Annotated in this window: 21 protein-coding genes and 1 pseudogene; 4 read left to right on the top strand and 18 right to left on the bottom strand. The window is 68.6% G+C overall.

Features of this window, described 5'->3' with window-relative positions:
• The 3 genes and pseudogenes from D180_RS05665 to D180_RS05655 form a co-directional block, all read right to left on the bottom strand.
• Positions 1-740, bottom strand: a pseudogene (locus D180_RS05665) (DUF2867 domain-containing protein); the annotation flags it as partial.
• Positions 741-770: 30 nt separating this feature from the next.
• Positions 771-1,085, bottom strand: coding sequence for a metalloregulator ArsR/SmtB family transcription factor (locus tag D180_RS05660; protein ID WP_017909067.1), 315 nt, complete (start codon positions 1,083-1,085; stop codon positions 771-773).
• Between the two features lie 229 nt (positions 1,086-1,314).
• Positions 1,315-2,256 carry a LysR substrate-binding domain-containing protein gene (locus tag D180_RS05655; protein WP_017908809.1) on the bottom strand — a complete coding sequence of 314 codons (942 nt, stop codon included), beginning with the start codon at positions 2,254-2,256 and terminating at the stop codon, positions 1,315-1,317.
• A 216-nt stretch (positions 2,257-2,472) separates the two neighbouring features.
• Here D180_RS05655 and D180_RS05650 point away from each other — a divergent pair, with 216 nt between their 5' ends.
• Complete coding sequence (locus tag D180_RS05650) at positions 2,473-3,399, top strand: DMT family transporter (RefSeq protein ID WP_017912027.1); 927 nt, start codon at positions 2,473-2,475, stop codon at positions 3,397-3,399.
• 839 nt (positions 3,400-4,238) lie between these two features.
• Here D180_RS05650 and D180_RS05645 read toward each other — a convergent pair.
• Both D180_RS05645 and D180_RS05640 read right to left on the bottom strand, forming a co-directional pair.
• Complete coding sequence (locus D180_RS05645; protein WP_017912026.1) at positions 4,239-5,159, bottom strand: peptidylprolyl isomerase; 921 nt, start codon at positions 5,157-5,159, stop codon at positions 4,239-4,241.
• Positions 5,160-5,260: 101 nt separating this feature from the next.
• Positions 5,261-7,030, bottom strand: coding sequence for an XVIPCD domain-containing protein (locus D180_RS05640; RefSeq protein WP_017912025.1), 1,770 nt, complete (start codon positions 7,028-7,030; stop codon positions 5,261-5,263).
• A 171-nt stretch (positions 7,031-7,201) separates the two neighbouring features.
• Here D180_RS05640 and D180_RS05635 point away from each other — a divergent pair, with 171 nt between their 5' ends.
• On the top strand, positions 7,202-7,567 hold the full coding sequence (locus D180_RS05635; RefSeq protein ID WP_017912024.1) for a PadR family transcriptional regulator: 366 nt from the start codon (positions 7,202-7,204) through the stop codon (positions 7,565-7,567).
• Positions 7,564-8,493, top strand: coding sequence for a sensor domain-containing protein (locus D180_RS05630; protein WP_017912023.1), 930 nt, complete (start codon positions 7,564-7,566; stop codon positions 8,491-8,493). The genes D180_RS05635 and D180_RS05630 overlap by 4 nt, the downstream gene beginning before the upstream one ends.
• A 51-nt stretch (positions 8,494-8,544) precedes the next feature.
• Here the strand turns inward: D180_RS05630 and phaZ are convergent, their stop codons facing one another.
• Together phaZ and D180_RS05620 are read right to left on the bottom strand one after the other, a co-directional pair.
• Positions 8,545-9,855 (bottom strand): polyhydroxyalkanoate depolymerase, encoded by a 1,311-nt coding sequence (gene phaZ, locus D180_RS05625; protein ID WP_017912022.1) that lies wholly within the window; start codon positions 9,853-9,855, stop codon positions 8,545-8,547.
• A gap of 63 nt (positions 9,856-9,918) precedes the next feature.
• Positions 9,919-10,524: a class I SAM-dependent methyltransferase gene (locus tag D180_RS05620; protein ID WP_010344055.1), complete on the bottom strand. Its 606-nt coding sequence runs from the start codon at positions 10,522-10,524 to the stop codon at positions 9,919-9,921.
• 81 nt (positions 10,525-10,605) lie between these two features.
• On the opposite strand from D180_RS05620, the gene D180_RS05615 reads away from it, so the two are divergent.
• Positions 10,606-11,061: a CopD family protein gene (locus tag D180_RS05615; RefSeq protein WP_017912021.1), complete on the top strand. Its 456-nt coding sequence runs from the start codon at positions 10,606-10,608 to the stop codon at positions 11,059-11,061.
• Positions 11,062-11,134: 73 nt separating this feature from the next.
• On the opposite strand, the gene D180_RS05610 is transcribed toward D180_RS05615, so the two are convergent.
• The 11 genes from D180_RS05610 to D180_RS05560 form a co-directional block, all read right to left on the bottom strand.
• Positions 11,135-11,893 carry a tetratricopeptide repeat protein gene (locus D180_RS05610; RefSeq protein WP_017908799.1) on the bottom strand — a complete coding sequence of 253 codons (759 nt, stop codon included), beginning with the start codon at positions 11,891-11,893 and terminating at the stop codon, positions 11,135-11,137.
• Positions 11,894-11,917: 24 nt separating this feature from the next.
• Complete coding sequence (locus D180_RS05605) at positions 11,918-12,877, bottom strand: acetyl-CoA carboxylase carboxyltransferase subunit alpha (protein WP_017912020.1); 960 nt, start codon at positions 12,875-12,877, stop codon at positions 11,918-11,920.
• Positions 12,878-12,992: 115 nt separating this feature from the next.
• Positions 12,993-13,862 (bottom strand): hypothetical protein, encoded by an 870-nt coding sequence (locus D180_RS05600; protein ID WP_017912019.1) that lies wholly within the window; start codon positions 13,860-13,862, stop codon positions 12,993-12,995.
• Between the two features lie 55 nt (positions 13,863-13,917).
• Positions 13,918-17,505 carry a DNA polymerase III subunit alpha gene (dnaE, locus tag D180_RS05595; protein ID WP_017912018.1) on the bottom strand — a complete coding sequence of 1,196 codons (3,588 nt, stop codon included), beginning with the start codon at positions 17,503-17,505 and terminating at the stop codon, positions 13,918-13,920.
• Positions 17,506-17,664: 159 nt separating this feature from the next.
• Positions 17,665-18,360, bottom strand: coding sequence for a ribonuclease HII (locus D180_RS05590; protein WP_017912017.1), 696 nt, complete (start codon positions 18,358-18,360; stop codon positions 17,665-17,667).
• Positions 18,357-19,640, bottom strand: a complete 1,284-nt coding sequence (gene lpxB, locus D180_RS05585; RefSeq protein ID WP_043090529.1) for a lipid-A-disaccharide synthase — start codon at positions 19,638-19,640, stop codon at positions 18,357-18,359. The genes D180_RS05590 and lpxB overlap by 4 nt, the downstream gene beginning before the upstream one ends.
• Before the next feature lie 23 nt (positions 19,641-19,663).
• Complete coding sequence (gene lpxA, locus D180_RS05580) at positions 19,664-20,455, bottom strand: acyl-ACP--UDP-N-acetylglucosamine O-acyltransferase (RefSeq protein WP_017908793.1); 792 nt, start codon at positions 20,453-20,455, stop codon at positions 19,664-19,666.
• Positions 20,456-20,474: 19 nt separating this feature from the next.
• Positions 20,475-20,945, bottom strand: coding sequence for a 3-hydroxyacyl-ACP dehydratase FabZ (gene fabZ / locus D180_RS05575; protein ID WP_010344048.1), 471 nt, complete (start codon positions 20,943-20,945; stop codon positions 20,475-20,477).
• Positions 20,942-21,964, bottom strand: coding sequence for a UDP-3-O-(3-hydroxymyristoyl)glucosamine N-acyltransferase (gene lpxD / locus D180_RS05570; RefSeq protein ID WP_017912015.1), 1,023 nt, complete (start codon positions 21,962-21,964; stop codon positions 20,942-20,944). The genes fabZ and lpxD overlap by 4 nt, the downstream gene beginning before the upstream one ends.
• 512 nt (positions 21,965-22,476) lie before the next feature.
• Positions 22,477-24,897: an outer membrane protein assembly factor BamA gene (gene bamA / locus D180_RS05565; RefSeq protein WP_017908791.1), complete on the bottom strand. Its 2,421-nt coding sequence runs from the start codon at positions 24,895-24,897 to the stop codon at positions 22,477-22,479.
• Between the two features lie 80 nt (positions 24,898-24,977).
• Positions 24,978-25,526 (bottom strand): site-2 protease family protein (locus D180_RS05560; protein ID WP_017912014.1); only part of this gene is annotated, 549 nt, incomplete at its 5' end.

Here is a 25,526-nt window from a genome sequence, read left to right as displayed (position 1 = left end):
CCGGCACACCAGGCCAGGCGCCGGCTGCCCGGCGAGGCCGCCAGCGACAATCGCACGGTCGGTACGGCCAGCCCCTGCGCCCGCGGCGACGCCAGCAGGGTCGCGACCGGCGCCGGCAGCAATTCGGTGAGCGTGGCGATATCGGCAGCGCCGGCCAGCACCTGCGCGCGCACGTCCTCGGCCAGCGTGCCGCCGGCTTCGTCGCTGTGGCAGGACAGGGCGAAGAACGCCGGATGCCCGGACTGCGCGCGCAGCGGCGCGAACTGGTGCCAGGTGCCGCCGCCGAAGCGCACGCTGAACAGGCAGTCGGCGGGCAATTCGACATGGCGCAGCGCGGCGAGGAAATGCTGCGGATCCTGCGCCAGTTGCGCCGGCGAGGCGGTGCTGAAGCGCAGCAGCGCGCCGCCGCTGCCGGTGATCGCGGTGAACATGCGATGCCCGGCATGGCAATGGAACGGATGGCCGCCGCTGCCGACCGCGAACGAGTACAGCGCGGTGGACTCGCCGTTGCCGAAATCGGTGCCGGCCAGGCGCGTCGAGGGTTCGTCCAGCGCGTCGCGGAACTGCGGATGCGCGCGCTGGCGCAGGCAGGCCTGGGCGATCAGCGGATCGCCGGCGCCGACGCCGAGCTGGGCGATCAGGACGACCTCCACCGGCAAGCCGCCGCTGTAGGAGGGCAGGCGCACCGAGGGGAATCCGGTTTGCGCGGCGGCGTGTTCGCTGAGCGGTGCGGCGGTCATCGGCGGACTCCTGTTGCCGTGGCGGAAGGGTCAGGCGGTGCGCTTGGCCTGCCTGCGCGACTCGCGCTTGAGCGGGCCGGCGCTGGGGCAGATCTCGAAGGCGAAACCGCTGAGGGTGTTGACCAGGTTGTCGGGGGTGAGCCGGTAGACCACGAACTGGCCGCGGCGCTCGCTCGCCACCAGCCCGGCCGCTTCCAGCACCGACAGATGCCGCGAGATCGCCGGCGCGCTCATCGCGAAGCGCTGCCCGATCTCGCCGGCCGTGAGTTCCTGTGCCGACAGGTAGGCCAGGATCTCGCGGCGCGGGCGCGAGGCGAGGGCTTCGAAGACGCGGTCGATGGACATCGGGGATTATCTAATTAACGAATTAGTTAATTAATCACGTGGTGTGTGTCGCTTGTCAATGGCGTCCTTGCTGGCGCCCCGTGGTTGAGCCGATTCGCGTGGTTTCCCGCAGGAGCGGCTTCAGTCGCGACACAGCCGACCGGTAACGCCGCTGTCGCGGCTGAAACCGCTCCTACGACGCGATCGATACCGCGGGTTCCTGCATGTGTGCCCTGCGCTTACGCCAGCGCTAGCCCGCCTTCGGCGGCAACCCGAGCAGTTCCGCCGGCAGCGCCGGCATCGGCGTGCGCTCGTCCAGCGCCTCGCGCTTGAGCCAGTCGACGAAGTGGCTGGCGGCCGGGCTGAGCAGGCGGTGGGTCGGATGCACGATGTAGTAGGAATAGCGCGCGGTCAGCGCCGGGCCGGGCAGACGCACCAGTTCGTAACGCTGCAGGTAGGGCTGGGCGATGTGCTTGCGTGCCAGCACCGCGCCCACGCCGTACACCGCCGCGCGCATCGCATCGGTGCTGTCGTTGAAGGTGTGCATGGGCGGCAGCGCCACGCCGCGCACGCCGGCGGCGCGGAACCAGTCGCGCCAGCCCTGCGGCGACATGTCGGTGAGCAGCGGCAGTTGCGCGATCTGCTCGGGCCGGCGCAGCGTCGCCAGTTGCGGCAGAGCCGGCGAGGCGACCGGGAACAGTTCGTCGTCCATCAGGTGGTGCGAGGTCAGGCCCGGCCAGGCGCCCTGGCCGTAGCGGATGCCCAGATCCGGGCCGCCCTCCTCGAAGCGCGAGAACGCCGCATCGGTCTGGATGTCCAGCCGCACGTGCGGATAGGCCTGGCAGAAGCGCGGCAGACGCGGCAGCAGCCAGCAGTACGAGAGCGAGCGCAGCGTGGTGAGGCGCAGCGGCGCGGTGTCGGCCTGCGGATGCAGGTTGCCGGCGACCGCGGCGATGTCGGCCAGCGCCGCGCTGGCGGCATCGGCCAGTTGCCGGCCCTCGGCGGTCAGCTTGACCCCACGCGCGTGGCGCTGGAACAGCGTGGCGCCGAGCAGGGCTTCCAGGCGCCGCACATGGTGGCTGACCGCGCTGGCGGTGAGATGCAGTTCCTCCGCGGCATGGGCGAAGTTCTGGTGGCGCGCCGCGGCGGCGAACACGCCGAGTGCGGGCAGCAGGGACGGGCGCAGTTGCATGAGCAGGCACGCGGCAGATTTGTGGCTCGCGACGATACTACGCGCTTGTCGGCCCCGTGGCGCAGGGCGATGCTGGCAGCCGAACACGACATGCGCGGCGGGCAGCGGTGATGCGGAGTCGGCGCGGATGCGCCGCCCGGCGTCCTCAGCCGGCAGCGGATGGGTGGCGTCGCACGATCGCTGCGGCGCGTGTCCGATCGACCGCGAGCCTCTTCCATGCCCACCTCCGATCCTTCCCTGCAGCCGGCCATCGCCTCCGCCGCTGCTGCCTCCGCATCCGACGGCGCGCCCGCCCGCGACTGGCGCACGCCGCTGGAACTGGGTTTCCTCGGCGTCGTCTGGGGCTGCTCGTTCCTGTTCATGCGCGTGGCCGCACCGCAGTTCGGCGCCTACGCGCTGGTGGAACTGCGCCTGGCGCTGGGCGCGGCGGTGCTGCTGCCGTTCCTGTGGCTGGCGCGGGCGCGCTTCCCGTTGCGGCGCTGGCCGACCCTGGCGGCGATCGGTCTGCTCAACTCGGCGCTGCCGTTCCTGCTGTTTGCCTGGGGCGCGCAACACGCGCCGGCGGCGATCGGCGCGATCTGCAACGCGATGACGGTGCTGTTCACCGCGTTGATCGCCTTCCTGTTCTTTGGCGAGAAGATCGGCACGCGCCGCGCGCTGGCGCTGTTGATCGGCTTCGCCGGCATCGTGGTGCTCGCCACCGGCAAGTCGGCCGGTATCAGCGTGGGCCCCGCTGCGCTGGCCGGCACCACTGCCTCCCTGCTGTACGGCATCGGCTACAGCCTGGTGAAGCAGCACATGAGCGATCTGCCGCCGGCCGCGGCGGCGGCGTCGACGCTGGGGTGCAGCGCGTTGCTGCTGGCGCCGCTGGCCTGGACGCACTGGCCGGCCGCACCGGTGCCGGCGGTGGCCTGGGCCTGCGCCGGCGGCCTGGGCGTGCTCTGCACCGGCCTGGCGTTCCTGTTGTACTACCGGCTGATCCAGCGCATCGGCCCGGCGCGCGCGTCGACGGTGACCTATCTGGTGCCGGTGTTCGGCGCGCTGCTGGCCTGGGCGATCCTCGGCGAGCCGCTGACCTGGACCATGTTGCTGGCCGGCATGCTGATCCTGGGCAGCGTCGCCTTCAGCCAGCGCGCGCGGTAGGACGCGGCGGTCTACCGCGCTTGGACTGCGCCGCGAGGCGTTGGCCCGGTAAGGAATTAGTCATCTGAAAAACGACCAGGTTGCTCTGAAAATTTTTGGTGAACCACGTAGGTTTTCCAGAAATGTCTAACACATGGGTTAAGCCGCGCCGTGAAGCGGAGTTGGCTTGGAAGAATTGTCAGGGCACAGGCCCATCGTATGCGCCACCCTCTGCCTTGCCGTTTGCTAGATCTACGCGGAATGAGTGCCATGAGCCGTCAAAGTGAAATGCCTCCCCTGTGGCTTGAGTGGATGTAACCCTGATTTTCTGGAAGCCGTCCCATGCCAAGCGGCAGGTGCTCCATTCAAAACCGGATGGACCGAGACGCGAGAAGGACAGGCCACTGGATAGGAGCAATGCTCCGCTCTCCGGAATTGGAAAGCATGCCTCGATGTAGTCGCCGACTCCGGAAGTGAACTTCTGGGTTGCTGGATCAATCAAGTAGCACTCCCCGCCAGCAATGACCACGACCTCTCGGCCATTCGGATGCATGGCAACAAAGTTGAAGCTGCCAATGCCTCGTTGGAAATTGCCTACCCACTCTTCGGGCGTGCCAGCTAGGAACTGGACAACCACTCCTTCCCGGTAAGCCGGCGAGCGGCTGTTACTGATGAGCTTAGGTAGCTCCCCATATGGTGGGAGTCCAGGAAGTACTTCAAACGCTGTCACGCTGTTCCCCTGATCTCTAACGACGTGATTTGTCTGTCCAGCGCGCCTCGACGATCTCGACAGTTGACAAGATTCTCTGCGTAAAAGCTCAAGCCTGCGTTTCGCAGCGTTCTATTGCAGTATCGAGCCGTCACTTCGGCGGCGTACGCACCGGCAGCGGCACATTGCACAGGTCGATGTGCCCGGCAGGCCGCTTGTAGAAATCGTCGCGGCGGTTGCGTCGCGCCTCGACGACCTCGCGGAAGGTGCGCGTATCGGTGCGCAGCAATTGCAGCGGGGTGCGCTCGTTCTCCGGCACGTCGCTGGCCAGGCGGATGGCGCGGATCGGGGTGCGCTGTTCGGGTTTTTCGTAGAAGCCCATCGGGTCCGGCCCGCGCGGGATCACGCTGAGCAGTTCCATGCCCTTGACCACGCGGCCGACCACGGTGATGTTGCGGTCCAGTTGCCGCGGCGATTGCCCGGTGACCACGTACAGTTCGGCGCCGATGCTGCTGTCCTCGTCGTTGTTGCGGCCGGCGCCGAGCGTGCCGTAGCAGTGCGCCAGCCAGGCGGTGCCGGCCTTGGGATCGCGCGCCACCGGAAAGCCGTCGACGAAGCCCACCTGCGGCGCCCAGCCGTCGCGGTCGGGCAGGGGCTGGAACGCCAGGCCCGCGGCCGGGCGCTGGAATTCGGCGGGCAGGTGGGTCTTGGCACTGCCCAACGACCTGGCCTTGCCCGCTTCCTCGCCATCGGGGTCGCCGAACTGCACCACGAAATTGTCCTGCGCGCGGTAGATGCTCAGGCCGTCCCAGAAGTGCTCGTGGGCCAGGGTGCGGATGTTGCCGACGTGCTGCGGCGCGAACGCCGGTGCCAGTTCGATGATCACCCGGCCGGTATCCAGTTCCAGGTACAGCGTGTTCGCCGGATCCAGCGTGCGCCAGTCGCTGGGCTTGGACGCGTCCAGGATCTGTTGCGGGCTGCGGTAGGGCACGGCCGGCGGCGGTGCCCCGGCCGACGCGGCGAAGGTGGACAGCGACAACGCGAGGGCGAGCAGGGAAGTGCGCAGCGGCATGAGGGCGGCCCGGTCGGTGAGCGCCCGATTCTCACCGAAGCGGCGGCCGCTGCCAATGTGCCGGCGGCATGGCGCGATCGCCGTGCCGCCGACAGCGCTGTCTACGACAGCGCGCGCTTCTGCGGTTCCTGTGTGTCCTGCACCGGCGCCTGGTTCGGCAGCGGCGGCAGCGCGGCCAGTTGCCTGGCGCTTTCCGCCGCCGGGATGGTGGCCGCCTGCGCGGCATCCACGTAGGCCACCCGCTTGTCGCCGGCGCCAGGGTCGCCCTGCACCGCGAACACGCGGCCGTTGTCGTTGCGCAGCACGTGATCGACCTGGGTCAGGCCGTCGCGCCTGGCCGCCAGCAGCAAGTTGCTGGCGACGTTGGCGTCGTACGGGGTGAGCTTGCGCTCGATCGCCTGCTGCATCGCCTGTTGCCGCGGGTCGGCGGCGGCAGCGGCGTGCGGCTCCGGCCCGCTGCCGGTGGCGCGTGTCGGCGCCGTCGGCGACTTCTGTTCTGGCGTTTCGGCCTTGGCGTCGATGCGTTGCAGATCGCCGCCCGGCGTGCCGCCGGCGCTGTCAGCCACGCGGAACAGGCGCTCGCTCAGGCCGTACTGGGAATTGCCCAGGTTGCGCGCCAGGCCGATCGCGAAGTCCTGCGGACTTTGCTTGGCGTACTGCGCCGCCTCGTGCGCGGTCATCGGGCTGGCCTGCGCTGCGTGCTGGTACTGCTGACGCAGCGCATCCATCTGCCGCTCGGAGAAGTGCAGGGTGAGGTCCTGGCCGGCCTTCGCCGGACCCGCGGCACCGGCCTTGCCGGCGAGCACCGAGTTGAGCAGTTGCGCCTGGTTCTCGTCGACCTTGTCGAACTTGAACTGGTAGCTGCGTTCGTCCACGCGCTCGTTGTTCGCAGCGTCGAACTGGCGGGTCATGGTCATCGGCACGTTGCCGGCGTACTGCACCTTGCCGACCACGCTGTAGCTGCCGTCGGCATAGGTGGTGCGCACGTTCTCCCCGGTGTTGCGCTGGCCACCCAGCTCGGCCTTGAACGGGCCTACCCCGAGTTGGGCGCGGGTTTCCGAACTCATCGTGAGGCTTTCGACCTTCTGTACGTCGCTGACGCCGGGTACGTTGGCGGCGAGCTTGCCGCTGGCCAGGAAGTCGCGATAGGCGGCTTGCGCCTGCGGCTCGCGCAGGTCGAAGGTGGCGGTGCGCATGGTCGCCTGGCCGAGCGCGTCCTGGCGGCCGAGCATGGCCTGGGCGATGTCGGTCTTGAATCCGACCGCCTCCAGCCGCTCCAGCGCCTGGGTCGGGCCGACCGCCACGCGCACGCTGTGCTCGTCCACGCGCTGCACGGCGTAGCTCATGCCGGCCGCATCGGTGCGCTCGCTGGAGGTGGCCAAGCCGCGAAACGTCGCCTCCATCGAGGTCTTGGCGAAGGCCTGGCCATCGAGCTTGACGCTGCCGTCCACCGGGATGGTCTGCGGGTCGAATGGATTCACCTGGGCAGCGGCTTCGGCCTTGGCCTCGCCGGGCAGGCGCACCTCGTAGCGGCCGCGCTCGCCGACCGCCTGGGTCAGGCTGCCGTCGACGGCCAGGCGCCCGGCCTTGAATGCGCCCTCGATGCGATGGCCCTGGGTGAACTCCATCTCCACGTTGAACACGGTCTTGCCGTCTTCCTGTTTGCTGCCGGCGCCGACCTTGCCGGTCTGCACCAAGGCGTACTCCAGTGGGCCACGCCTGGCTTCGGTGACCGTACGGCTGTACTCGAGCGAGCCTGCGCCAGCGTTCGGATCCCGCTTGATCGGGCCAGCGGAGTATTGGTTGCCGGAACTGGCGAAGCTCGGGTCGGTGGCCTGGCCGGGTTGCTGTTCGGTGGGGGACGGGCTCATGCGATACCTCCTGGAATGCATGTGGAACGGAACCGTCACGAGTGTAGGGCGCGCGACGTTGTCGAAACGTTTGCCGCGGCAATCGCGGCGCCTGGGCGGCGTGCATGACCAATGGCACGATCACTATGTCGAACTCGGTACTAGTATCTAGCTCAACCTAGCGAGGGCGTCATGGTCGAGCCGGATGCACAGCTGAAGAAATTCCAGAAGGAGCTGAGCGCCGGCACCGTGTCGCTGGCCCTGCTGGCGGTGCTGGCCGCCGCCGAGGCGCCGCTGTACGGCTACCTGATCGCCAAGCGCCTGGAACAGGTGGGCGAGGGCGTGCTCAGCGGCAAGCAGAGCGCGCTGTATCCGGTGCTGCGCAACCTGGAGGCGGCCGGCCTGCTGTCCAGCCATGTCGAGCCGTCGGTGGCGGGGCCGCCACGGCGTTACTACCGCATCACCGCGGCGGGTCTTACCACGCTGCGGCAATGGGCCGCGGCGTGGCGCGCCACCCGCGATTCCGTCGATTCCGTGCTGAAGGGGATTTCAGAATGAGCAGCGCACACACCGCACCGCGGCCCTTGCCGACCACCATTCCCGACTACCTGGCGCAACTGCGTGCGGCATTGGGCGGCGCCGACCCCGCGCTGATCCAGGACGCGCTGTACGACGCGGAGGAATACCTGCGTTCGGAGCTGGCCGAGCAGCCGGGCAAGAGCGAGGCCGAGGTCATCGCCGGCGTCGCCGGCAGCTACGGCGCACCGGAGGAAGTGGCCGAGATCTACCGCGATACCGAGGTCACGGTCAGCCGCGCGCTGAAGCCGCCGGCGCCGCCCAAGCGCAAGTCGCTGGCCGGGCGCTTCTTCGGCGTGATCGCCGACCCGCGCGCCTACGGCAGCCTGTTCTACATGCTGCTGTCGCTGGTCACCGGCATCTTCTACTTCACCTGGCTGGTGACCGGCGTCAGCGTGTCGGCGGGCTTGCTGATCCTGATCGTCGGGGTGCCGCTGCTGGTGCTGTTCTTCGGGTCGGTGCGGCTGCTGTCGCTGGTGGAGGGGCGCGTGGTGGAAGTCCTGCTGGGCGAGCGCATGCCGCGGCGGCCGCTGTACAGCGCACCGCAACAGCCGTGGCTGCAGCGCATCGGGCAGATGTTCACCGATGCGCGCACCTGGACCACGATGCTGTACTTCCTGCTGATGCTGCCGCTGGGGATCTTCTACTTCACGGTATTCGCGGCCTTGCTGAGTACGTCGCTGCTGATGCTGCTGGCGCCTGCCGCGCTGTTTGCCCCGGACGTCGCGGATCTGACCGTTCATGTCGGTCCGCTGCACTGGATCGGCAGCGAGGCGTGGCTGCCGTTGCTGCTGGCCAGCGTGCTGGGCGCAGCGCTGTTCTGCGTCACCCTGCACCTGTCGCGCGGCTTCGGCAAGGCGCATGGCCTGCTGGCCAAACACCTGCTGGTGCGCAGCGCAGCGCCCTGATGTCCTGATGCACGATCGCCCGCGGCGGAGTTACCGCGGGCGAGACGCCGCTCAGCCCGACTTGCGGCTGCCGCGGCGCTTGAGCGGGGTGACGTTGCCGGCCGCCGGCGCGCGGCTGGCGCCGGCATTGGCGGCGATGAAGCTGCGCACCTGCGGATACACGATGTCGCGCCAGCGACGGCCGCTGAAGATGCCGTAATGGCCGGCGCCTTGCACTTCCAGGTGCTGGCGGCGCGCCGCGGGAATGCCGGTGCACAGGTCCTGCGCGGCGGCGGTCTGGCCCAGGCCGGAGATGTCGTCCAGTTCGCCTTCGATGCTGAGCAGCGCGGTGTCGCGGATCGCGGCCGGGTCGACGCGTTCGCCGTCGATCACCCATTCGCCGCGCGGCAGCAGGAACTCCTGGAACACCACGCGGATGGTGTCCAGGTAGTAGGTGGCCGGCATGTCCAGCACCGCGTTGTACTCGTCGTAGAAACGGCGGTGCGCCTCGGCGTCCTGCAGGTCGCCCTTGACCAGGTTGGCGTAGAAATCCCAGTGCGACATGAAATGCCGGCTCGGGTTCATCGCCAGGAAACCGATGTGCTGCAGGAAGCCCGGGTAGACGGCGCGACCGTGGCCGGGGTAGGCCGGCGGCACGGTATGGATGACGTTGTGCTCGAACCAGGACAGCGGATTGCGCGTGGCCAGGTTGTTGACTTCGGTGGGGCTGCGGCGCGCGTCGATCGGCCCGCCCATCATCACCAGCGAGCGCGGCGTGGTCTCGCCGCGTCCGGCCATCAGCGACACCGCGGCCAGCACCGGCACGGTCGGCTGGCACACGCTCATCACGTGCAGCGATTCGGCGCCGATGTGGCGGATGAAGTCCTGCACGTAGCGCACGTAGTCGTCCAGGCCGAAGTCGCCTTCGGACTGCGGCACCATGCGCGCGTCGATCCAGTCGGTGACGTAGACCTTGTGGTCGCGCAGCAGGGTGCGCACGGTGTCGCGCAGCAGCGTGGCATGGTGGCCGGACAGCGGCGCCACCACCAGCACGGCCGGCTGCTTCTTGAGTCCGTCCACGACCTTGGCGTCGTCGCTGAAGCGCTTGAAGCGCAGCAGGCGGCAGAACGGCTTGCGCAGCACTTCCTGCTCGACGATCGGCAGGGCGTGGCCGTCGACCTCGACATGGTCCAGCGCCCAGGCCGGCTTCTCGTAGTCCTTGCCCAGGCGGTGCATCAACTCGTTGCTCGCGGCCAGGCGCTCGGCGCCGGGCAGCGTCGACCACAGGCTGTTGGGGTCGGAGAAGATCTTGGCGTTGGCTTCGGCCTGGTGCACCCAGGGGGCGAGCAGGTTACGGGTCAGTTCGTGCCACTGGTAGAGCATGCCGGTGTTTCCATCCTGAGCGTATGCTGCCGTGCAGCATAACGCATCCGCGCGGTTTGCACCTTAATGGGGCACCAGACCAATCGTCTCCAGGGCCGCCGCATCCCCCGCCAGCGCTGGCGCCAGCCAGCAATGACTGCCGACCGGGCGCAGCCCGAGCGCACCGAACTGGCGCCGGTACCAGCGCGCCGCGCGGGGCTGGAAGCCGGCGTGGTCGCCGTCGAAATCGTCCTCGGCAGCGAAGGTCTCCAGGAACGCCACGCCGCCGCACAGCTCCACCAAGCCGGGCAGGCCCTGGCGCAGTTCGCGGCTGGGCACGTAGTGCAGCACGTCCGAGCACACCAGCAGGTCCACCGGCGCGCACGGCCGCAGCCAGGCGAAATCGCCGAAGCGCGCCGGGTGCAGGTTGCGGTGGCGGCCGTAGCGGGCGACCGCGTAGTCGCTGCTGTCGAAGCCGAGATAGCGCAGCTTCGGCCGAAGCTTGAGCAGCGGCGCGCGCCAGGCGCCTTCGCCGCAGCCGATGTCGAGCACGCTGCGGATCGGCCGTTCCAGGTAGTACTCGGCCTGGGCCACGGCGAGCGCGACCTTGCGCGCCAGGCGCGCGGCATCGCCGATGCCGTCGCGGCGATACCAGCGCTGGAAGTAGTCGGCGTCGTACTGTTTGTCCATGCGGGCGTGTGGTCCGTGCGGGCGCCGGACGAATCGGCGAAAATGGCCGCACATCCTACGCCAGCGACACGGAGCCAGCGCATGCAACTCTATCTGTGGATCAAGTCCCTGCATCTGCTGTTCGTGATCGCATGGATGGCGGCGGTGTTCTACCTGCCGCGGATCCTGGTCAACGTCGCCGAGAGCGCGGGCCAGCCGCAGGTGCAGGAGCGCCTGGCGCTGATGGGCCGGCGCCTGTACCGCTTCGGCCACATGATGTTCGGTCTGGCGCTGCTGTTGGGGCTGACCCTGTGGCTGGGCTACAAGGTGCTGCCGGACTTCCCGACCATGGTCGCGCCCGGCCACAGCGGCTGGCTGCACGCCAAGCTCGGCCTGGTCGCGCTGATGCTGGCCTACTACATCTTCACCGGCCGCTGGCTCAAGCGCGTCGGCCAGGCCGGCGCGCTGCCGTCCTCGCGCGCGCTGCGCCTGTTCAACGAGCTGCCGGTGCTGGCGCTGCTGGTGGTGATCTGGTTGGTGCTGGCCAAGCCGTTTTGAGCGGGGATTGGGGATTTGGGATTGGGGATTCGAAAGTCCCCGTTTCCGACCCTTTCCGGGTTTGCGCCAGCAGCTAGGCGTTGCGGCTGTCGAGTTGCTTCAGTTCGCTGCGGGCCAGGTCGATCCACTGGCGTTGGTCGCGCTGGTAGTAGCGCGGGGCCAGGCTGGAGCGCTTCAGCACTTCGTTGAACACTTCGCCGGCGCGCTGCGGCTGGCCCGCGCGCTGAAGCAGTTGCGCGTAGCGCACGCGCGCTTCTTCGCCGGGGTAGTCGTCGGCGAGCGCGGCGTATTCCTCCAGCGCCGCGTCGGTCTGGCCCAGCGCCTCGGTGGCGCGCGCGTAGAGCAGGTGGCCGTCTTGCGAGCGGAACTGCGGGTTGGCGGCGATCAGCCGGTCCAGCGTGGCTTTCACCGCGGCCGGCTGGTCCAGGCCGAACTGCGCCTTGGCCAGTCCGAGCAGTAGTCCGGGGTCGTCGCGGTGGATGCCGCGCAAGCCGCTCTCGAACACCTCGGCCGCCTGCGCGTACTCGCCGTTATCCAGGTGCACCTCGGCCAGTTGCCGGCGGTTGTCCACGGTGTCGGCCAGTTCCAGGCGATTGCCGGCGGTGCGCTTGTCGCGGTTCGGATCGAGCGTGGCACCGACCTTGCGCAGATGGCGGCGCGCGCGCGGATCGTTGCGCCACTCCGGCAGCAGTTCGGCGATCACGTAGATCAGGATCCCCAGATACGAAAAGATCAGCAGGATGAAGATCCAATACAGCGGGCGGCCGCTGCGCACCACGTGCACGCAGCAGGCCAACTGCAAGGCCAGCGACAGCAGGACGATGGGATTCATGGACAACGCTTCCTTGTGTCGCGATCAGGCCGCTTCGTACGCCCCGTAGCTGCGCAGACGCGCGTAGCGCTTCTCCAGCAACTGCTCGATCGGCAGCTGTTCCAGGGCGTCCAGTTCGTTGAGCAGGACCGCCTTCAGGCGCTTGGCCATCTGCGTGGGGTTGCGGTGGGCGCCGCCGATCGGTTCGCGGATCACCTTGTCGACCAGGCCCAGCGCGGACAGGCGCTTGGCGGTCAGGCCGAGTTGCTCGGCGGCGTCCTTGGCCTTGGAGGCGTCCTTCCACAGGATCGAGGCGCAGCCTTCCGGCGAGATCACCGAATAAGTGCCGTATTCCAGCATCAGGGTGCGGTCGCCCACGCCGATCGCCAGCGCGCCGCCGGAGCCGCCTTCGCCGATCACGGTGCAGATCACCGGCACCTTCAGCTCGGCCATCTCCAGCAGGTTGCGCGCGATCGCTTCGCTCTGGCCGCGCTCCTCGGCGCCGATGCCGGGGTAGGCGCCGGGGGTGTCGATGAAGGTCAGCAGCGGCAGCTTGAAGCGCTCGGCCAGCTTCATCAGGCGCAGCGCCTTGCGGTAGCCCTCCGGGCGCGGCATGCCGAAATTGCGCGCGATCTTGCTCTTGGTGTCGCGGCCCTTCTGGTGGCCGATGATCACCACCGCGCGGCCGTCGATGCGGCCGAGGCCGCCGACGATGGCCTTGTCGTCGGCGAACGCGCGGTCGCCGGCCAGTTCCTGGAACTCGTCGCAGAACACGTTGATGTAGTCCAGCGTGTACGGGCGCTGCGGATGCCGCGCCAACTGCGAGATCTGCCACGAGGACAGGTCGCGGAAGATCTGCGCGGTGCGCACCCGCAGCTTGTCTTCCAGCGCGCTGACCTCGGCATCGACGTTGACCGCCGGGCCGGTGCTGGCGTTGCGCAGTTCCTGGATCTTGGCTTCCAGATCGGCGATGGGTTGCTCGAAGTCGAGGTAGTTCGGGTTCATTGGAAGCCGTCGGATGGATCAAAGGTGGGGAAGCTTAGCCGAATGTACGGCAACTGCCCGTACGCTGCGGTGTGGAAAGGCCGGCGGGGCGCGGCTGGCCGGCGGCGGCGGCGGCTCAGGGAACGACCAGCGCACTGCGCCCGGTCAGCTCGCCGAAGGCGTGCACGAAGGTGTTGCATGCCTCGTTGGCCGAGGGCGGCAGCGAGGCGCCCAGCGTCGCGGTGGCGGTGGTGAACGCCATCTGCGCCTGGAAGGCTTCCTTGCGCAGGGCACGCTGCGCGTCGGCGCTGGTCGCGCGTAGGTGGCGCGCGTAGAGCGCGCGCAGCGGGCCGGCATGGGCCTCGTAGGCCGGGTCCAGCGGCGGCAACGTCGCCGGGGCCTTCTCCAGCGCGAAGCGCGGCGTCACGTAACGGCCCGGCCGCGCGCGCTCAAACGCGCCGGGCTGGCCCATGCCGGTCTCGACGTAGGCGATGAAGTCCGGCGCAGTGAAGATCTTGCGGTCGATCTTGCCGCCGCTGGCATCGACATGCGCGACGACCTGCTCGTCCGGGAACGGCTCGCGCACGCCGAAGGTCCAGTCCTTGTCGATGAACAGGTCGTGGGTCTGTTTGAACGGGCCTTCGAAGGTAACGCCGTTCAGTTCGATCCGCGCGTTGATCGAACCGAAGTTCTTCGCCTTGTCCGGGCCGGTGAGGTAGATCGCGTTCGCGGTCACGTACTCGCTCAGGGTCGGATTGATCAGTCCGCCCCTGGTATCGGCGTAGACGATGAAGCGCACATCGCCCAGGCGTTCGCTGCGCAGGTGGTGCTCGCCGGCCGCCAACGTCACCGGCTGCGCCTGCTGCGCCGGCACCTGCAGGGTCTTGCCGTCGAGCGTGATCGACAGCGGCGCGGTGGTGGGGTTGTCGATCTGGAAGTCGACCTTGGACGAGGAGCACGCCGCCAGCGCGAGCGCGGCAGCGAACGGGAACAGCACGGTCTTCATCGCGGCATCCTTCCTTCGGCCATGTGCAACGGGCGCGCCGCGCTGCGCGCCAGGCTCAGTTCGCCCATGGCGGGTTGTATTTGACCTTCACCGCGCGCACCGCCGGGTCGCCGCGCAGGGCGTCCAGCAGCTGCGGGTCCACGCGCACCGAATGGCTGCCGTTGAGGTCGAGCATGCCGGCGATGCCGCCCTGCGCCGACTGCAGCAGCAGGTCCAGGCGCAGGGGGGTCTTGCCCGGGCGGTGGCGGGCGAGCAGGCCGTCGATGCGCGGCCAGGCGCTGCGCTGGCGCAGGTCCAGGCGCAGCGACAGGCGCTGCGCGTGGTGCGTGCAGATCTGCTCGTAGTCCCAGCACTGGCGGATGCGCATCGCGTAGCCGCCGTTGAATTCGTCCTCGCGCACGCCGCCCTTGACGATGAGGATGCGGTCGCGGGTCAGCAGGTGGCCGAACTCGGCGATGGCGTCGGAGAACGCGCTGCACTCGATGCGGCCGCGGCCGTCCTCCAGTTGCACGAACACCTGGCTGTCGCCCTTGCGGCGCACGCCGACCACCTGGCCGGCGAGGATCGCGCTGACCTCCGGGCGCCAGGCGCGCTTCTCGCTGTCGCCACCGCCGCGGCCGCCGCCGGATTGCGCGCAGATCTTCTCCAGCGCGCTCAGGTCGCAGCCGACCAGTTCGCGCACTTCGTCGCGGTACGGATCGAACGGATGGCCGCTGAGGTAGAAGCCCAGCGTTTCGCGCTCGCCGGCCAGCAACTGGCCCAGCGGCCATTCCTTGCTTTCCGGCAGGTCCAGGCGCAGCGCCGGGGCGCTGGTGTCCGCGCCGCCGAACAGCGAGTTCTGTCCGGAGGCGCGCTCGCGCGCCATCTGCTCGGTGGCCTTCATCACCTCCGGCAACTGCAGCATCAGCGTGGCGCGGTTGGCGCCCAGCCCGTCCATCGCGCCGGCGTTGATCATCGCCTCGAGGGTGCGCTTGTTGAGCTTGGCCGATTCCACGCGGGTGCAGAAATCCAGCAGCGAGGCGTACTCGCCGCCGCGCTCGCGCTCGGCCACGATCGCCTCGCAGGCGCCGCGGCCCACGCCCTTGATCGCGCCCAGGCCGTACTGGATGGTGTCCGGGGTGGCCGCCTCGAACATGTAGGCCGAGGCGTTGATGCGCGGCGGCAGCACGGTCAGGCCGAGGTTGCGCACCTCGTCGAGGAAGCCGACCACCTTGTCGGTGTTGTCCATGTCCGAGGACAGCGTGGCCGCCATGAACTCGGCCGGGTAATGGCGTTTCAGCCACGCGGTCTGGTAGCTGACCAGCGCGTAGGCGGCGGCGTGCGACTTGTTGAAGCCGTAGCCGGCGAACTTCTCCATCAGGTCGAAGATTTCGTCGGCCTTGGCCTCGCCGACACCGCCCTTGGCCGCACCCTCGCGGAAGATCTCGCGGTGCTTGGCCATTTCCGCCGGCACCTTCTTGCCCATCGCACGGCGCAGCAGGTCGGCGCCGCCCAGCGAGTAGCCGCCGACGATCTGCGCCATCTGCATCACCTGCTCCTGGTACACCATGATGCCGTAGGTGTCCTTCAGGATCGCTTCGGTGCGCGGATCGGGATAGACGATCTCCTCCTGGCCGTGCTTGCGCGCGTTGAACGAGGGGATCAGGTCCATCGGACCGGGGCGGTACAGCGACACCAGCGCGATCAGGTCCTCGAAGCGGTCGGGGCGGGCGTCCTTCAGCAGCCGGCGCATGCCCGAGGATTCGAACTGGAACACCGCACCGGTGTTGCCCGAGGCGAAGATGCCCTTGTAGGTCGGCGCGTCGTCGAGCGGGATCGCGGCGATCTCCACCGGCGGGATGCCGGCGCGCGCGTGGCGCACGTTGATCGCCTTCACCGCCCAGTCGATGATGGTCAGGGTGCGCAGGCCGAGGAAGTCGAACTTGACCAGGCCGACCTGCTCGACATCGTCCTTGTCGAACTGGGTGACCGGGTTCTTGCCGAAATTGTCGACGTCGTGTTCGGCGAACAGCGGGCAGAAGTCGGACAGCGGCGTTGGCGCGATCACCACGCCGCCGGCGTGCTTGCCGGCGTTGCGGGTCAGGTCCTCGAGCTGCCGCGCCAGGTCCATCAGGTCGCGGACGTCGTCCTCGGCCTGGTAGCGCTGGATCAGCTCCGGCGAGGCCATCTCGCTGTCCTTGCCTTCGCCCATCGCATCCTTCAGCGTGATGCCGAGGATGTTGGGGATCAGCTTGGCGACGCCGTCGACCAGGCCGTACGGGAAGCCGAGCACGCGGCCGCAGTCGCGCACCACCGCCTTGGCCGCCATGGTGCCGTAGGTGATGATCTGGCTGACCCGGTCGCGGCCGTACTTGCGCGCCACGTAGTCGATCACCTCGTCGCGGCGATCCATGCAGAAGTCGATGTCGAAGTCGGGCATCGACACGCGTTCCGGGTTGAGGAAGCGCTCGAACAGCAGGTTGTACGGCAGCGGATCCAGGTCGGTGATCTGCAGCGCCCACGCCACCAGCGAACCTGCACCGGAACCGCGGCCCGGGCCGATCGGGATGCCCTGGTTCTTGCCCCACTGGATGAAGTCGGCCACGATCAGGAAGTAGCCGGGGAAACCCATCTTGATGATGGTGTCCAGCTCGAACTCGAGCCGGTCCACGTAGTCCTGGCGGGTCTTGCCGGGCGCCAGCGGGTTCTTCTCCAGGCGCGCGGCCAGGCCGTCGCGCGACTGGCTGCGGATCCAGCTGTCCAGCGTCTCGTCGTCGGGCACCGGGTAGGCGGGCAGGAAGTAGGTGCCCAGCTGCATCTCGATGTTGCAGCGTTGCGCCAGCGCCAGGGTGTTGTCGATCGCGTCGGGGATGTCGGCGAACAGCGCGGCCATCTCCTCGGCCGACTTCAGGTACTGCTGGTCGCTGTAGTCGCGCGGGCGCTTGGGATCGTCGAGCACGCGGCCGGAGGAGATGCACACGCGCGCCTCGTGCGCGGCGAAGTCGCTGGCGTACAGGAAGCGCACGTCGTTGCTGGCGATCACCGGCAGGCCGCGGGTGCCGGCGGCGTGCAGGGCGAACTGGTTGAACGCCTCCTCGCCGTCGCGGCCGGTGCGGGTCAGTTCCAGGTGCAGGCCGTCGCCGAAGATGCGCTGCCAGTCGGCCAGTTGCTGCTCGGCCAGATCGTGGCGGCCTTCGCTGGCCAGGCGCCCGGCCAGGCTCTCGCGGCCGGCCAGGGCGAACAGGTTGTCGCTGCCGGTCTGCAGCCATTCCGGGCGCAGCGCCACGCCGCCTTCGCTGCGGTGGCCTTCCAGCCAGGCACGGGTCAGCAGCCGCGACAGGCTCAGGTAGCCGTCGCGATTGCGGCACAGCACGGTCAGCCGCCACGGCGCCTGGGTGCCGTCGGCGATCAGCAGGTCGGCGCCGGCGATCGGCTTGATGCCCACGCCCTCGGCGGCCTTGTAGAACTTGACCAGCGCGAACAGGTTGTTGAGGTCGGTGACCGCCAGCGCGGGCAGGTCCAGCTCCACCGCGCGGCTGAGCAGGTTGGCCTGCTTGGCTTTCTTCGGGTCAGCCTGATCCGGTTTCTCGGGCACACGGATGGTCGAATCCGCCAGCGAGAACTCGGTGTGGATGTGCAGATGGGCGAAGCGGGAAGTGGACATGCGGAACCAGAGCGATGCCCGGGCAGGGTAGCGGCGGGGGGCGAGCCGGGCAAGGCTTGACAGCGAGGGGCGGGGATTCGGGAGTGGGGATTGGGGATTCGTTTGCGGTCTCATTGCGCGTTGAGTGCGCGCGATGCCGGCCCGACCCAGTCGAACGTCCTACGCGAGTTGCAGCGACTCCAGCGAATCCCCAATCTCCACGGCCGGCTCCCGGCCCGCCAGGGCCATCCTGACGGGCGCGAAGCTGCGCCGGTGGTGGATGCAGGGGCCGTGCGCGGCCAGTGCGGCCAGGTGCGCCGGGGTGGCGTAGCCCTTGTGCAGGTCGAAGCCGTAGTGCGGGTGTTCGTCGTGCAGGCGCTGCATGATCCGGTCGCGGGTGACCTTGGCCACGATCGAGGCGGCCATGATCGCGCGGTCGCGGGCATCGCCGCCGACCAGCGCCTCGGCGGCGCAGGGCAGACCCTTGGGCACGCGGTTGCCGTCGATGCGGGCGAAGCCGGCCACGTGGGACACGCCCTCGACCGCGCGGCGCATGCCCAGCATGGTCGCCTGGTAGATGTTCAGCCGGTCGATCTCCTCGGCCTCGATCAGCACCACCTGCCAGGCCAGCGCGCGCTCGACGATGCGCGCATACAGCGTCTCGCGGCGCGCCGCGGTCAGCTGCTTGGAATCGTCCAGCCCGTTGATGCGGGTGCGCGCCGGATCGAACACCACCGCCGCCACCGCCACCGGCCCGGCCAGGGGACCGCGGCCGGCTTCGTCGACGCCGGCATAGAGCCGGGAATCGGGAGTGGGGAATGGGGAATGGGACAAAAGCGACTGCTGCGGCGACGGCGGGGGAAGGAAGCGCGTCATGCCGTTGCTCCTGTCGATTCCCGATTCCCGATTCCCGATTCCCGGCCCTCCAGCAATTCGAGCACCGCATCGGCCGCGCGCGCCGAGGCGTCCTGGCGCAGCAGCAGGTGCAGGCGTTCGTACTCGGGCTGCAGCGCCGCCACCGCCTGCGGGTTGCGCAGCCAGTGCAGCAGCGCGGCGGCCAGGGCGTCGGGGGTGCAGGCGTCCTGCATCAGCTCCGGCGCCAGGTCGCGGCCGGCGAGGATGTTGGGCAGGGCGTAGCGGTCCACCTTCAGCAGGCCCAGCGCCTTGACGATGCGGTAGGTGAGCGGGGCGACCTTGTAGCCGACCACCATCGGCCGCTTCACCAGCATGGCTTCCAGGGTCGCAGTGCCGGAGGCCAGCAGCACCGCATCGGCGGCGAGCAGCGCGGTGCGCGCGTGGCCGTCCAGCACCTGGGTGGCGGCCGCCGGCAAGGCCGAGCGCGCGAGTTGTTCTTCGATCAGCGCCTTGCACGCGGCATTGGCGGCCGGCACCAGCACGCGCGCGTCCGGAAGCTGCTGCAGCACCTGCGCGGCGGCGGCGAAGAAGGTGTCGCCGAGCTTGCCGATCTCGCCCAGGCGGCTGCCCGGCAACACCGCCAGCACCGGCACGTCGGCGGCCACGCCCAGGGACGCACGCGCCGCGCCGCGGTCTTCGTGCAGCGCGATCGCATCGGCCATGGGGTGGCCGACGAAGCGCGCGTCCACGCCGTGCTTGGCGTAGATCGGCGGCTCCATCGGGAACAGGCACAGCACCCGGTCGGCGCTGGCGCCGATCTTGGCCGCGCGCTGCTCGCGCCAGGCCCATACCGATGGACTGACGTAATGCACGGTGCGCAGCCCGCGCTGCTTCAGCCAGCGCTCCACGCCCAGGTTGAAGTCGGGCGCGTCGATGCCGACGAACACGTCCGGTTGCCAGGCCAGCAGCCGCTCGCGCAGCGCGCGGCGTAGCTTCAGCAGGCGCGGCAGGTGCCGCAGCACTTCCAGCAGACCCATCACTGCCAGCTCGCTGGCGTCGAACCAGGTCTGGCACCCGGCCTGGCGCATCGCCTCGCCACCGACCCCGGCGAACTCGGCATCGGGGTAGCGCGCGCGCAGCGCCTCGATCAGCCCCGCGCCCAGCAGGTCGCCGGAGGCTTCGCCGGCGACCAGGGCGATGCGCAGCTTCGCTGCGCGGGGAATGGGGAATGGGGAATGGGGAATGGTTGAAGCAACAGCAGGGCCGGGGCCGGGCGGGCGACCGCTCTTCCCATTCCCCATTCCCGATTCCCCATTCCCGGCCGTCATCGCAACAACGGCCGCTCGCTGGATTCGATGAACTCCAGCATCGCGCGCACGTCCTCGCTGCCTTCGGCCAGCACCGCCAACTGGTGCTTGGCCTCGGCCAGCGGCAGGCCGGCCACGTACAGCGCGCGGTAGGCGCGCTTGATCGCGGCCACGCGTTCGGGATCGAAGCCGCGGCGCTTCAGGCCTTCGCTGTTGATGCCGCGCGGGCGCCCCAGCGAATTGCCGCCGACCATGGTGAACGGCGGCACGTCGCCGTTGATCAGCGCGCCCATGCCGAGGAAGGCGTGATCGCCGATGCGGCAGAACTGGTGCGCGCCGGCGAAGCCGCTGATGATCACGTGGTCGCCCACTTCCACGTGCCCGGCCAGGGTGGTGTTGTTGGAGAACACGCAATGGTTGCCGACGATGCAGTCGTGGGCGACGTGGGTGTAGGCGAGGAACCAGTTGTCGCTGCCCACGCGGGTGATGCCGCCGCCGCTGCCGGTGCCGCGGCTGACGGTGACGAACTCGCGGATCACGTTGCGGTCGCCGATCACCAGTTCGGTGCGTTCGCCGGCGAATTTCTTGTCCTGCGGGTCGCCGCCCAGCGCGACGTGGCCGACCAGGCGGTTGTCGCGGCCGAGCCGGGTCGGGCCGACGATGCTGCAATGCGAGCCGATCTCGCAGCCTTCGCCGATCTCCACCTCGGCGCCGATCACGGTGAAGGCGCCGACGCGCACGTCAGCGGCGAGTTTCGCGCCCGGGTCGATGATCGCGGAGGGGTGAATCAGGGGAGCGTTGGCGCTCATCGCAGGTCTCCTGCCAGGGTCATTCGCGGGTGCCGGCGCACAGCACTTCGGCGCAGGCCACGACCTTGCCGTTGACCTTGGCCTCGCCGTAGTACACCGCCATGTTGCGGATCACCCGCTTGATTTCCACGTGCAGCTCCAGCACGTCGCCGGGCACCACCTGGCTGTTGAAGCGGGCGTTGTCGACCTTGACCATGTAGAACAGCTTGGACTGCGCGTCGCGGCCCATCGCCAGCTGGGTCAGGATGCCGCCGGCCTGCGCCAGCGCCTCGATGATCAGCACGCCGGGCATGATCGGCTGGCCGGGGAAATGGCCCTGGAAATACGGCTCGTTGATGCTGACGTTCTTGTGCGCGACGATCCGGCGGTTCTCGAAATCCAGCGAGACCACCTTGTCCACCAGCAGGAACGGGTAGCGGTGCGGGAGCAGTGCGCGGATCTGGTTGATGTCCGGCAGGGTGGCGTCCGGCAGGGGCTGATCGTGGCTCATTCCTTCTCCTTGCTGACAGACAGGATGCGACGGGCCAGGGCATCGAGCTGTTTGAAGCGCGCGGCGTTCTTGCGCCACGTGCGGTTGTCGGTCAATGGGGTGCCGGACGAGTACTCGCCCGGCTCGTGGATGGAGTTGCGCACGACCGACTTGCCGGTGACCACGACCTTGTCGCAGATCTCCAGGTGGCCGACCACGCCGACCGCGCCGCCGAGCATCACGTAGCGGCCGATCTTGGCGCTGCCGGCGATGCCGGTGCAGCCGGCGATGGCGCTGTGCGCGCCGATGTGTACGTTGTGCGCGACCTGCACCAGATTGTCCAGGCGCACGTCTTCTTCGAGGGTGGTGTCTTCCAGCGCGCCGCGGTCCACGCAGGTGTTGGCGCCGATCTCGCAATCGTCGCCGATGCGGACGCCGCCCAGCTGCGGCACCTTGATCCAGCGGCCGGCGTCCATCGCCAGACCGAACCCATCGGCGCCGAGCACCGCACCGGGATGCACACGCACGCGCTGGCCCAGACGCACCCGGGTGACCAGGGTGACGCGGGCGATCAGTTCGCTGCCGGCGCCGACCTGGCAGTCTTCGCCGATCACGCAGCCGGGGCCGATCACGCAGCCCTCGCCGATGACGCTGTGCGCGCCGATGCTGACGAACGCGCCGATGTGCGCGCTGGCCGCGACCTGCGCACTGGGATCGATGCTGGCGCTGGGATGGATGCCGGGCGGTCGCAGCGGGGCCACGTCGAACAGCGCGGCGATCTTGGCGAAGGCGACGTACGGATCGCGCGCGATCAGTGCGGTCCCCGGCGCCGCCTCGGCGTCGTCGGCACGCAGCACCACGATCGCCGCCGTGCTGTCGGCCAGTTGCGCCCGATAGCGGGGATTGGCCAGGAAGCTGAGCTGTCCCGGGCCGGCCTGCGCCAGCGTGGCCACGCCGCGCACCGCGACGCTGCCGTCGCCATGCACCTGCAGGCCGAAACGCTCTGCGATCTCGTCAGCGGTATAGGTCGAAGTATTCACCGGGAGATTCTACCGTGTGCCACCAGCACGGTCATACGTACGCCCGCGTAGGGCGTGCTGATACAGCGTGCACTGCCCGCCCCTCATACGCCCCTACGGGGCACCTTCTCCCGATGGGAGAAGGGAGTCGCGTCAGCCCCTCTCCCACCGGGAGAGGGGTTGGGGTGAGGGTACGGCCACAAGCAACACACTCCCAGGCGCAGGATTCGGAAGGCAATGAACCATGGCTTGCGATTCGCAACGCGAGGGGCGCGCCGGCAGGCGCAGTGATTTGGAAGGCCAAGCCCCGGCATCGAGTGGGCAGTCGTACGGCCGCGTAGGGCGATCGCACGTGGCCGCGCAACAGGCCACGACCACCTATCAGGAACGATCAACCGACTGGAGCAAAGCCCCCTTTGGTAAAGGGGGCGCGCCGAAGGCGCGGGGATTCGGCAAGCCAAGCCCCAGCAGGTTTTCGCGCAGCGAAAACCTGGCTGCCAGGGCATTGCCCTGGCAGCGGGTGGGCAGTTCTTTTAGAACTGTCCACCAAAGGTGAACTGCAGGCGCTCGATCTCGTCGTTGTCTTCCTTCTTCAACGGAATCGCATAGCTGATCGAGATCGGGCCGACCGGGGCCCGCCACAGCAGGGCGATACCGGTGGAGGCGCGCAACTGGTTGGACTTGAAGTTGTCCACGCCATTGAACACGTTGCCGACGTCCACGAACGCCGAAATGCGCGCCGACGGGCTGTCGAACAGCTTCGGGAAGTACATTTCCGCCGAGCCCACGGTCTTGAACGAGCCGCCCAGCGGCTGGCCGCGGCGGTACGAGGCGGTGGCCTCCGAGCGCGGGCCGAGGGTGTTGTCCTCGAAGCCGCGGACCGAGTTGGTGCCGCCGGCGTAGAAGTTCTCGTAGAACGGCAGGCCCGAGGCGGTGACGCTGCGGATCAGGTTGGAGCCGTTGCAGGCCTGCGGGTTGTAGGTCGTTGTGCCTTGCGCATCGCTGGTGTAGGTGCCGCAGATGTCGCGCGACACGTCGCTGCCGTAGCTGTCGCCGTAGCCGAACTCCGCGCGGGTGTTGAGCACCAGCGCCGGCGAGATCGGCCAGTACTTGGAGATCTGGTAGTTGAGCTTCCAGTACTCCACGGTCGAACCGGGCAGGGTGGCTTCCAGACCCACACGCTGGTACATGCCGCGGGTGGGCATGAAGTAGTCGTTGCGGGTGTCGCGCGCCCAGCCGAGCTCGCTGCGCCAGGCATGGAAGGTCTTGGTCCCGATCGCGTCGATGTAGTTGATGATCGCCTGCGGGGTGAAACCCGGATAGGTGGTGATCTGGTTGCTGTCCACGCCGAACATCAGCGAGACGCTGTCGGTCTCGGTGATCGGCACGCCGAAGATCACCTGCGCCGCGCCGTTGGTGCTGTTGTACTGCGCGGTGCCGAAGTCGGAGTAGTCCAGCTTGCGCCAGGACAGGTTGTAGCCCAGCGAGACGCCGTCGTCGGTGAAGAACGGGTTGGTGTAGGAGAACGCGTAGCGCTCCTGGTAGCTGCTGCGCGAGGCGTCCACCGCGACGCGGTTGCCGCCGCCGAGGAAGTTGTTCTGCGACAGCTGCACCGAGGTGGTGACGCCGTAGGTCTGCGAATAGCCCAGGCCGAAGGTGAAGCTGCCCGAGGTGGTTTCCTTGACGTTGTAGACCACGTCGACCTTGTCGTTGCTGCCCGGCACCGGCGGGGTTTCCACGTCCACCGACTCGAAATAACCCAGGCGCTGCAGGCGGATCTTGGAGCGGTCGATCGCCGCCTGCGAGTACCAGGTGTCCTCGAACTGGCGCATTTCGCGGCGCAGCACTTCGTCGGAGGTGCGGGTGTTGCCGCGGAACACGATGCGCCGCACCGACACGCGCGGGCCCGGCGTCACCTGCAGGTTCACCGCCACCGTGCGCTTCTCGCGGTCGGTGGTCGGGATCGGGGTGACCTTGGCGAAGGCGTAACCGATGTTGCTCAGGGTGTTGGTGATGGCGTCGGAGCTGTACTCCAGCAGCGCGCGCGAGAAGGTGTCGCCGGCCTTGGGGATCACCAGCTTCTCGATCTCTTCCTGCGGCAGGATGGTGTCGCCGGTGACCTTGATGTCGGAAATCTTGTACTGCTCGCCTTCGGTGATGCCGGCGGTCAGGTACATGTCGCGCTTGTCGGGGCTGATCGCCACCTGGGTGGAGTCGACGCTGAAGTCGACGTAGCCGCGGTCCAGGTACCAGGAGTTGAGCTTCTCCAGGTCGCCGGACAGCTTTTCCTTGGAGTACTGGTCGTCGCGGCGGTACCAGGACAGCCAGTTGTGCTCGCGCGACTCCCAGTTCTCCAGGATGTCCTTGTTGAGGAATTTCTCGGTGCCGATCAGGTTGACGTGGCGGATCTTGGCCGCCTTGCCTTCCTTGATCGCGATGGCCACGTCGACGCGGTTGCGGTCCAGCGGGCTCACCGTCGGGGTGATCTCGACGTTGTACTTGCCGCGGTTGTTGTACTGGCGGGTCAGCTCCTGGGTCACCCGGTCCAGGCTCAGCCGGTCGAAGGTGCCGCCCTCGCTGAGGCCGATGTCGGACAGGCCCTTGAGCAGTTCCTCGCTCTTGATGTCCTTGTTGCCGGTGACGGTCAGCTTGTTGATCGCCGGGCGCTCCTTGACCGTGACCACCAGGATGTTGCCCTGGCGGTCGACGCGCACGTCCTCGAAGAAGCCGGTGCGGTACAGGGCGCGGATCGCCTCGGCGACCTTGGCCTCGTCCACGGTGTCGCCGCGTTCCACCGGCAGGTAGGTGAACACGGTGCCGGACGAAATGCGTTGCAGCCCGTCGACGCGGATGTCGCTGGCGGTGAAGGGCTCCGCTACCTGGGCCAGGGCCGGCAGGCTGAGGCTGGCGGCGAGGGCGAGGGCAAGCAGGCGGCGAGTGGGAAATCTCGTCATGTCACGTCCGGTAGAGGTCGATATCGTTGTTGCATGGGCGCCGGCGCAAGACGACAGCGGGTCGAGTGGATCGGCGCGGGTCATCGCAGGGCCTGGCCGAAGAGGTCGTTGTAGAACGCCAACCCCATCAGTCCTGCCAGCAACGTCAGGCCCACGAATTGCCCCGCCGCCATGGCGCGCTCGCTCAGCGGGCTGCCCTTGACCAACTCGATAAGGTAATACAGCAAGTGCCCGCCGTCCAAGATCGGGATCGGCAGCAGGTTCATGATCGCCAGGCTCAGCGACAGCAGCGCCAGGAAATTCAGGAACCAGTCCGGGCCCTGCTTGGCCGAGACGTTGGCGACCTTGGCGATGGTGATCGGGCCGGACACGTTCTTCAGCGAGGCCTCGCCGGTCAGCATGCGGCGCAGGATGCCGAGCGTGTCGCCGGCCAGCCGGCCGGTCTCGCGGAAGGCGACCGGGATCGCCGCCAGCGGGCCGTAGCGCAGGGTGGCGTCGTAGGCCGGGCGGCGCTGCTCGCCGATGGCCACGCCCAGCGTCCAGCGCGGCGCGCCGGGGCCGGCGGCCTGCTTGAGATGGACGTCCAGGGCCAGGCGCTCGCCGTTGCGCTCGACCTCGATCAGGCCGTT

It is taken from the genome of Xanthomonas sp. SHU 166 (genome assembly GCF_000364685.1).
In the GTDB taxonomy this organism is placed as follows: domain Bacteria; phylum Pseudomonadota; class Gammaproteobacteria; order Xanthomonadales; family Xanthomonadaceae; genus Xanthomonas_A; species Xanthomonas_A sontii.
Note: the sequence above shows the minus strand (reverse complement) of the source record. Positions and strands in the feature narration are given on the sequence as shown.

Bases quoted from the DNA above. Each gene is read 5' to 3' on its own strand.
- D180_RS05600 (WP_017912019.1), bottom strand. From the start codon at position 13,862: ATGAAGACCGTGCTGTTCCCGTTCGCTGCCGCGCTCGCGCTGGCGGCG.
- fabZ (WP_010344048.1), bottom strand. From the start codon at position 20,945: ATGAGCCACGATCAGCCCCTGCCGGACGCCACCCTGCCGGACATCAAC.
- dnaE (WP_017912018.1), bottom strand. From the start codon at position 17,505: ATGTCCACTTCCCGCTTCGCCCATCTGCACATCCACACCGAGTTCTCG.
- lpxA (WP_017908793.1), bottom strand. From the start codon at position 20,455: ATGAGCGCCAACGCTCCCCTGATTCACCCCTCCGCGATCATCGACCCG.
- D180_RS05660 (WP_017909067.1), bottom strand. From the start codon at position 1,085: ATGTCCATCGACCGCGTCTTCGAAGCCCTCGCCTCGCGCCCGCGCCGC.
- D180_RS05655 (WP_017908809.1), bottom strand. From the start codon at position 2,256: ATGCAACTGCGCCCGTCCCTGCTGCCCGCACTCGGCGTGTTCGCCGCC.
- phaZ (WP_017912022.1), bottom strand. From the start codon at position 9,855: ATGCTCTACCAGTGGCACGAACTGACCCGTAACCTGCTCGCCCCCTGG.
- D180_RS05635 (WP_017912024.1), top strand. From the start codon at position 7,202: ATGGTCGAGCCGGATGCACAGCTGAAGAAATTCCAGAAGGAGCTGAGC.
- D180_RS05620 (WP_010344055.1), bottom strand. From the start codon at position 10,524: ATGGACAAACAGTACGACGCCGACTACTTCCAGCGCTGGTATCGCCGC.
- D180_RS05640 (WP_017912025.1), bottom strand. From the start codon at position 7,030: ATGAGCCCGTCCCCCACCGAACAGCAACCCGGCCAGGCCACCGACCCG.
- D180_RS05650 (WP_017912027.1), top strand. From the start codon at position 2,473: ATGCCCACCTCCGATCCTTCCCTGCAGCCGGCCATCGCCTCCGCCGCT.
- D180_RS05605 (WP_017912020.1), bottom strand. From the start codon at position 12,877: ATGAACCCGAACTACCTCGACTTCGAGCAACCCATCGCCGATCTGGAA.
- D180_RS05610 (WP_017908799.1), bottom strand. From the start codon at position 11,893: ATGAATCCCATCGTCCTGCTGTCGCTGGCCTTGCAGTTGGCCTGCTGC.
- D180_RS05615 (WP_017912021.1), top strand. From the start codon at position 10,606: ATGCAACTCTATCTGTGGATCAAGTCCCTGCATCTGCTGTTCGTGATC.
- D180_RS05590 (WP_017912017.1), bottom strand. From the start codon at position 18,360: ATGACGCGCTTCCTTCCCCCGCCGTCGCCGCAGCAGTCGCTTTTGTCC.
- D180_RS05645 (WP_017912026.1), bottom strand. From the start codon at position 5,159: ATGCCGCTGCGCACTTCCCTGCTCGCCCTCGCGTTGTCGCTGTCCACC.
- D180_RS05630 (WP_017912023.1), top strand. From the start codon at position 7,564: ATGAGCAGCGCACACACCGCACCGCGGCCCTTGCCGACCACCATTCCC.
- lpxB (WP_043090529.1), bottom strand. From the start codon at position 19,640: ATGGGGAATGGGAAGAGCGGTCGCCCGCCCGGCCCCGGCCCTGCTGTT.
- bamA (WP_017908791.1), bottom strand. From the start codon at position 24,897: ATGACGAGATTTCCCACTCGCCGCCTGCTTGCCCTCGCCCTCGCCGCC.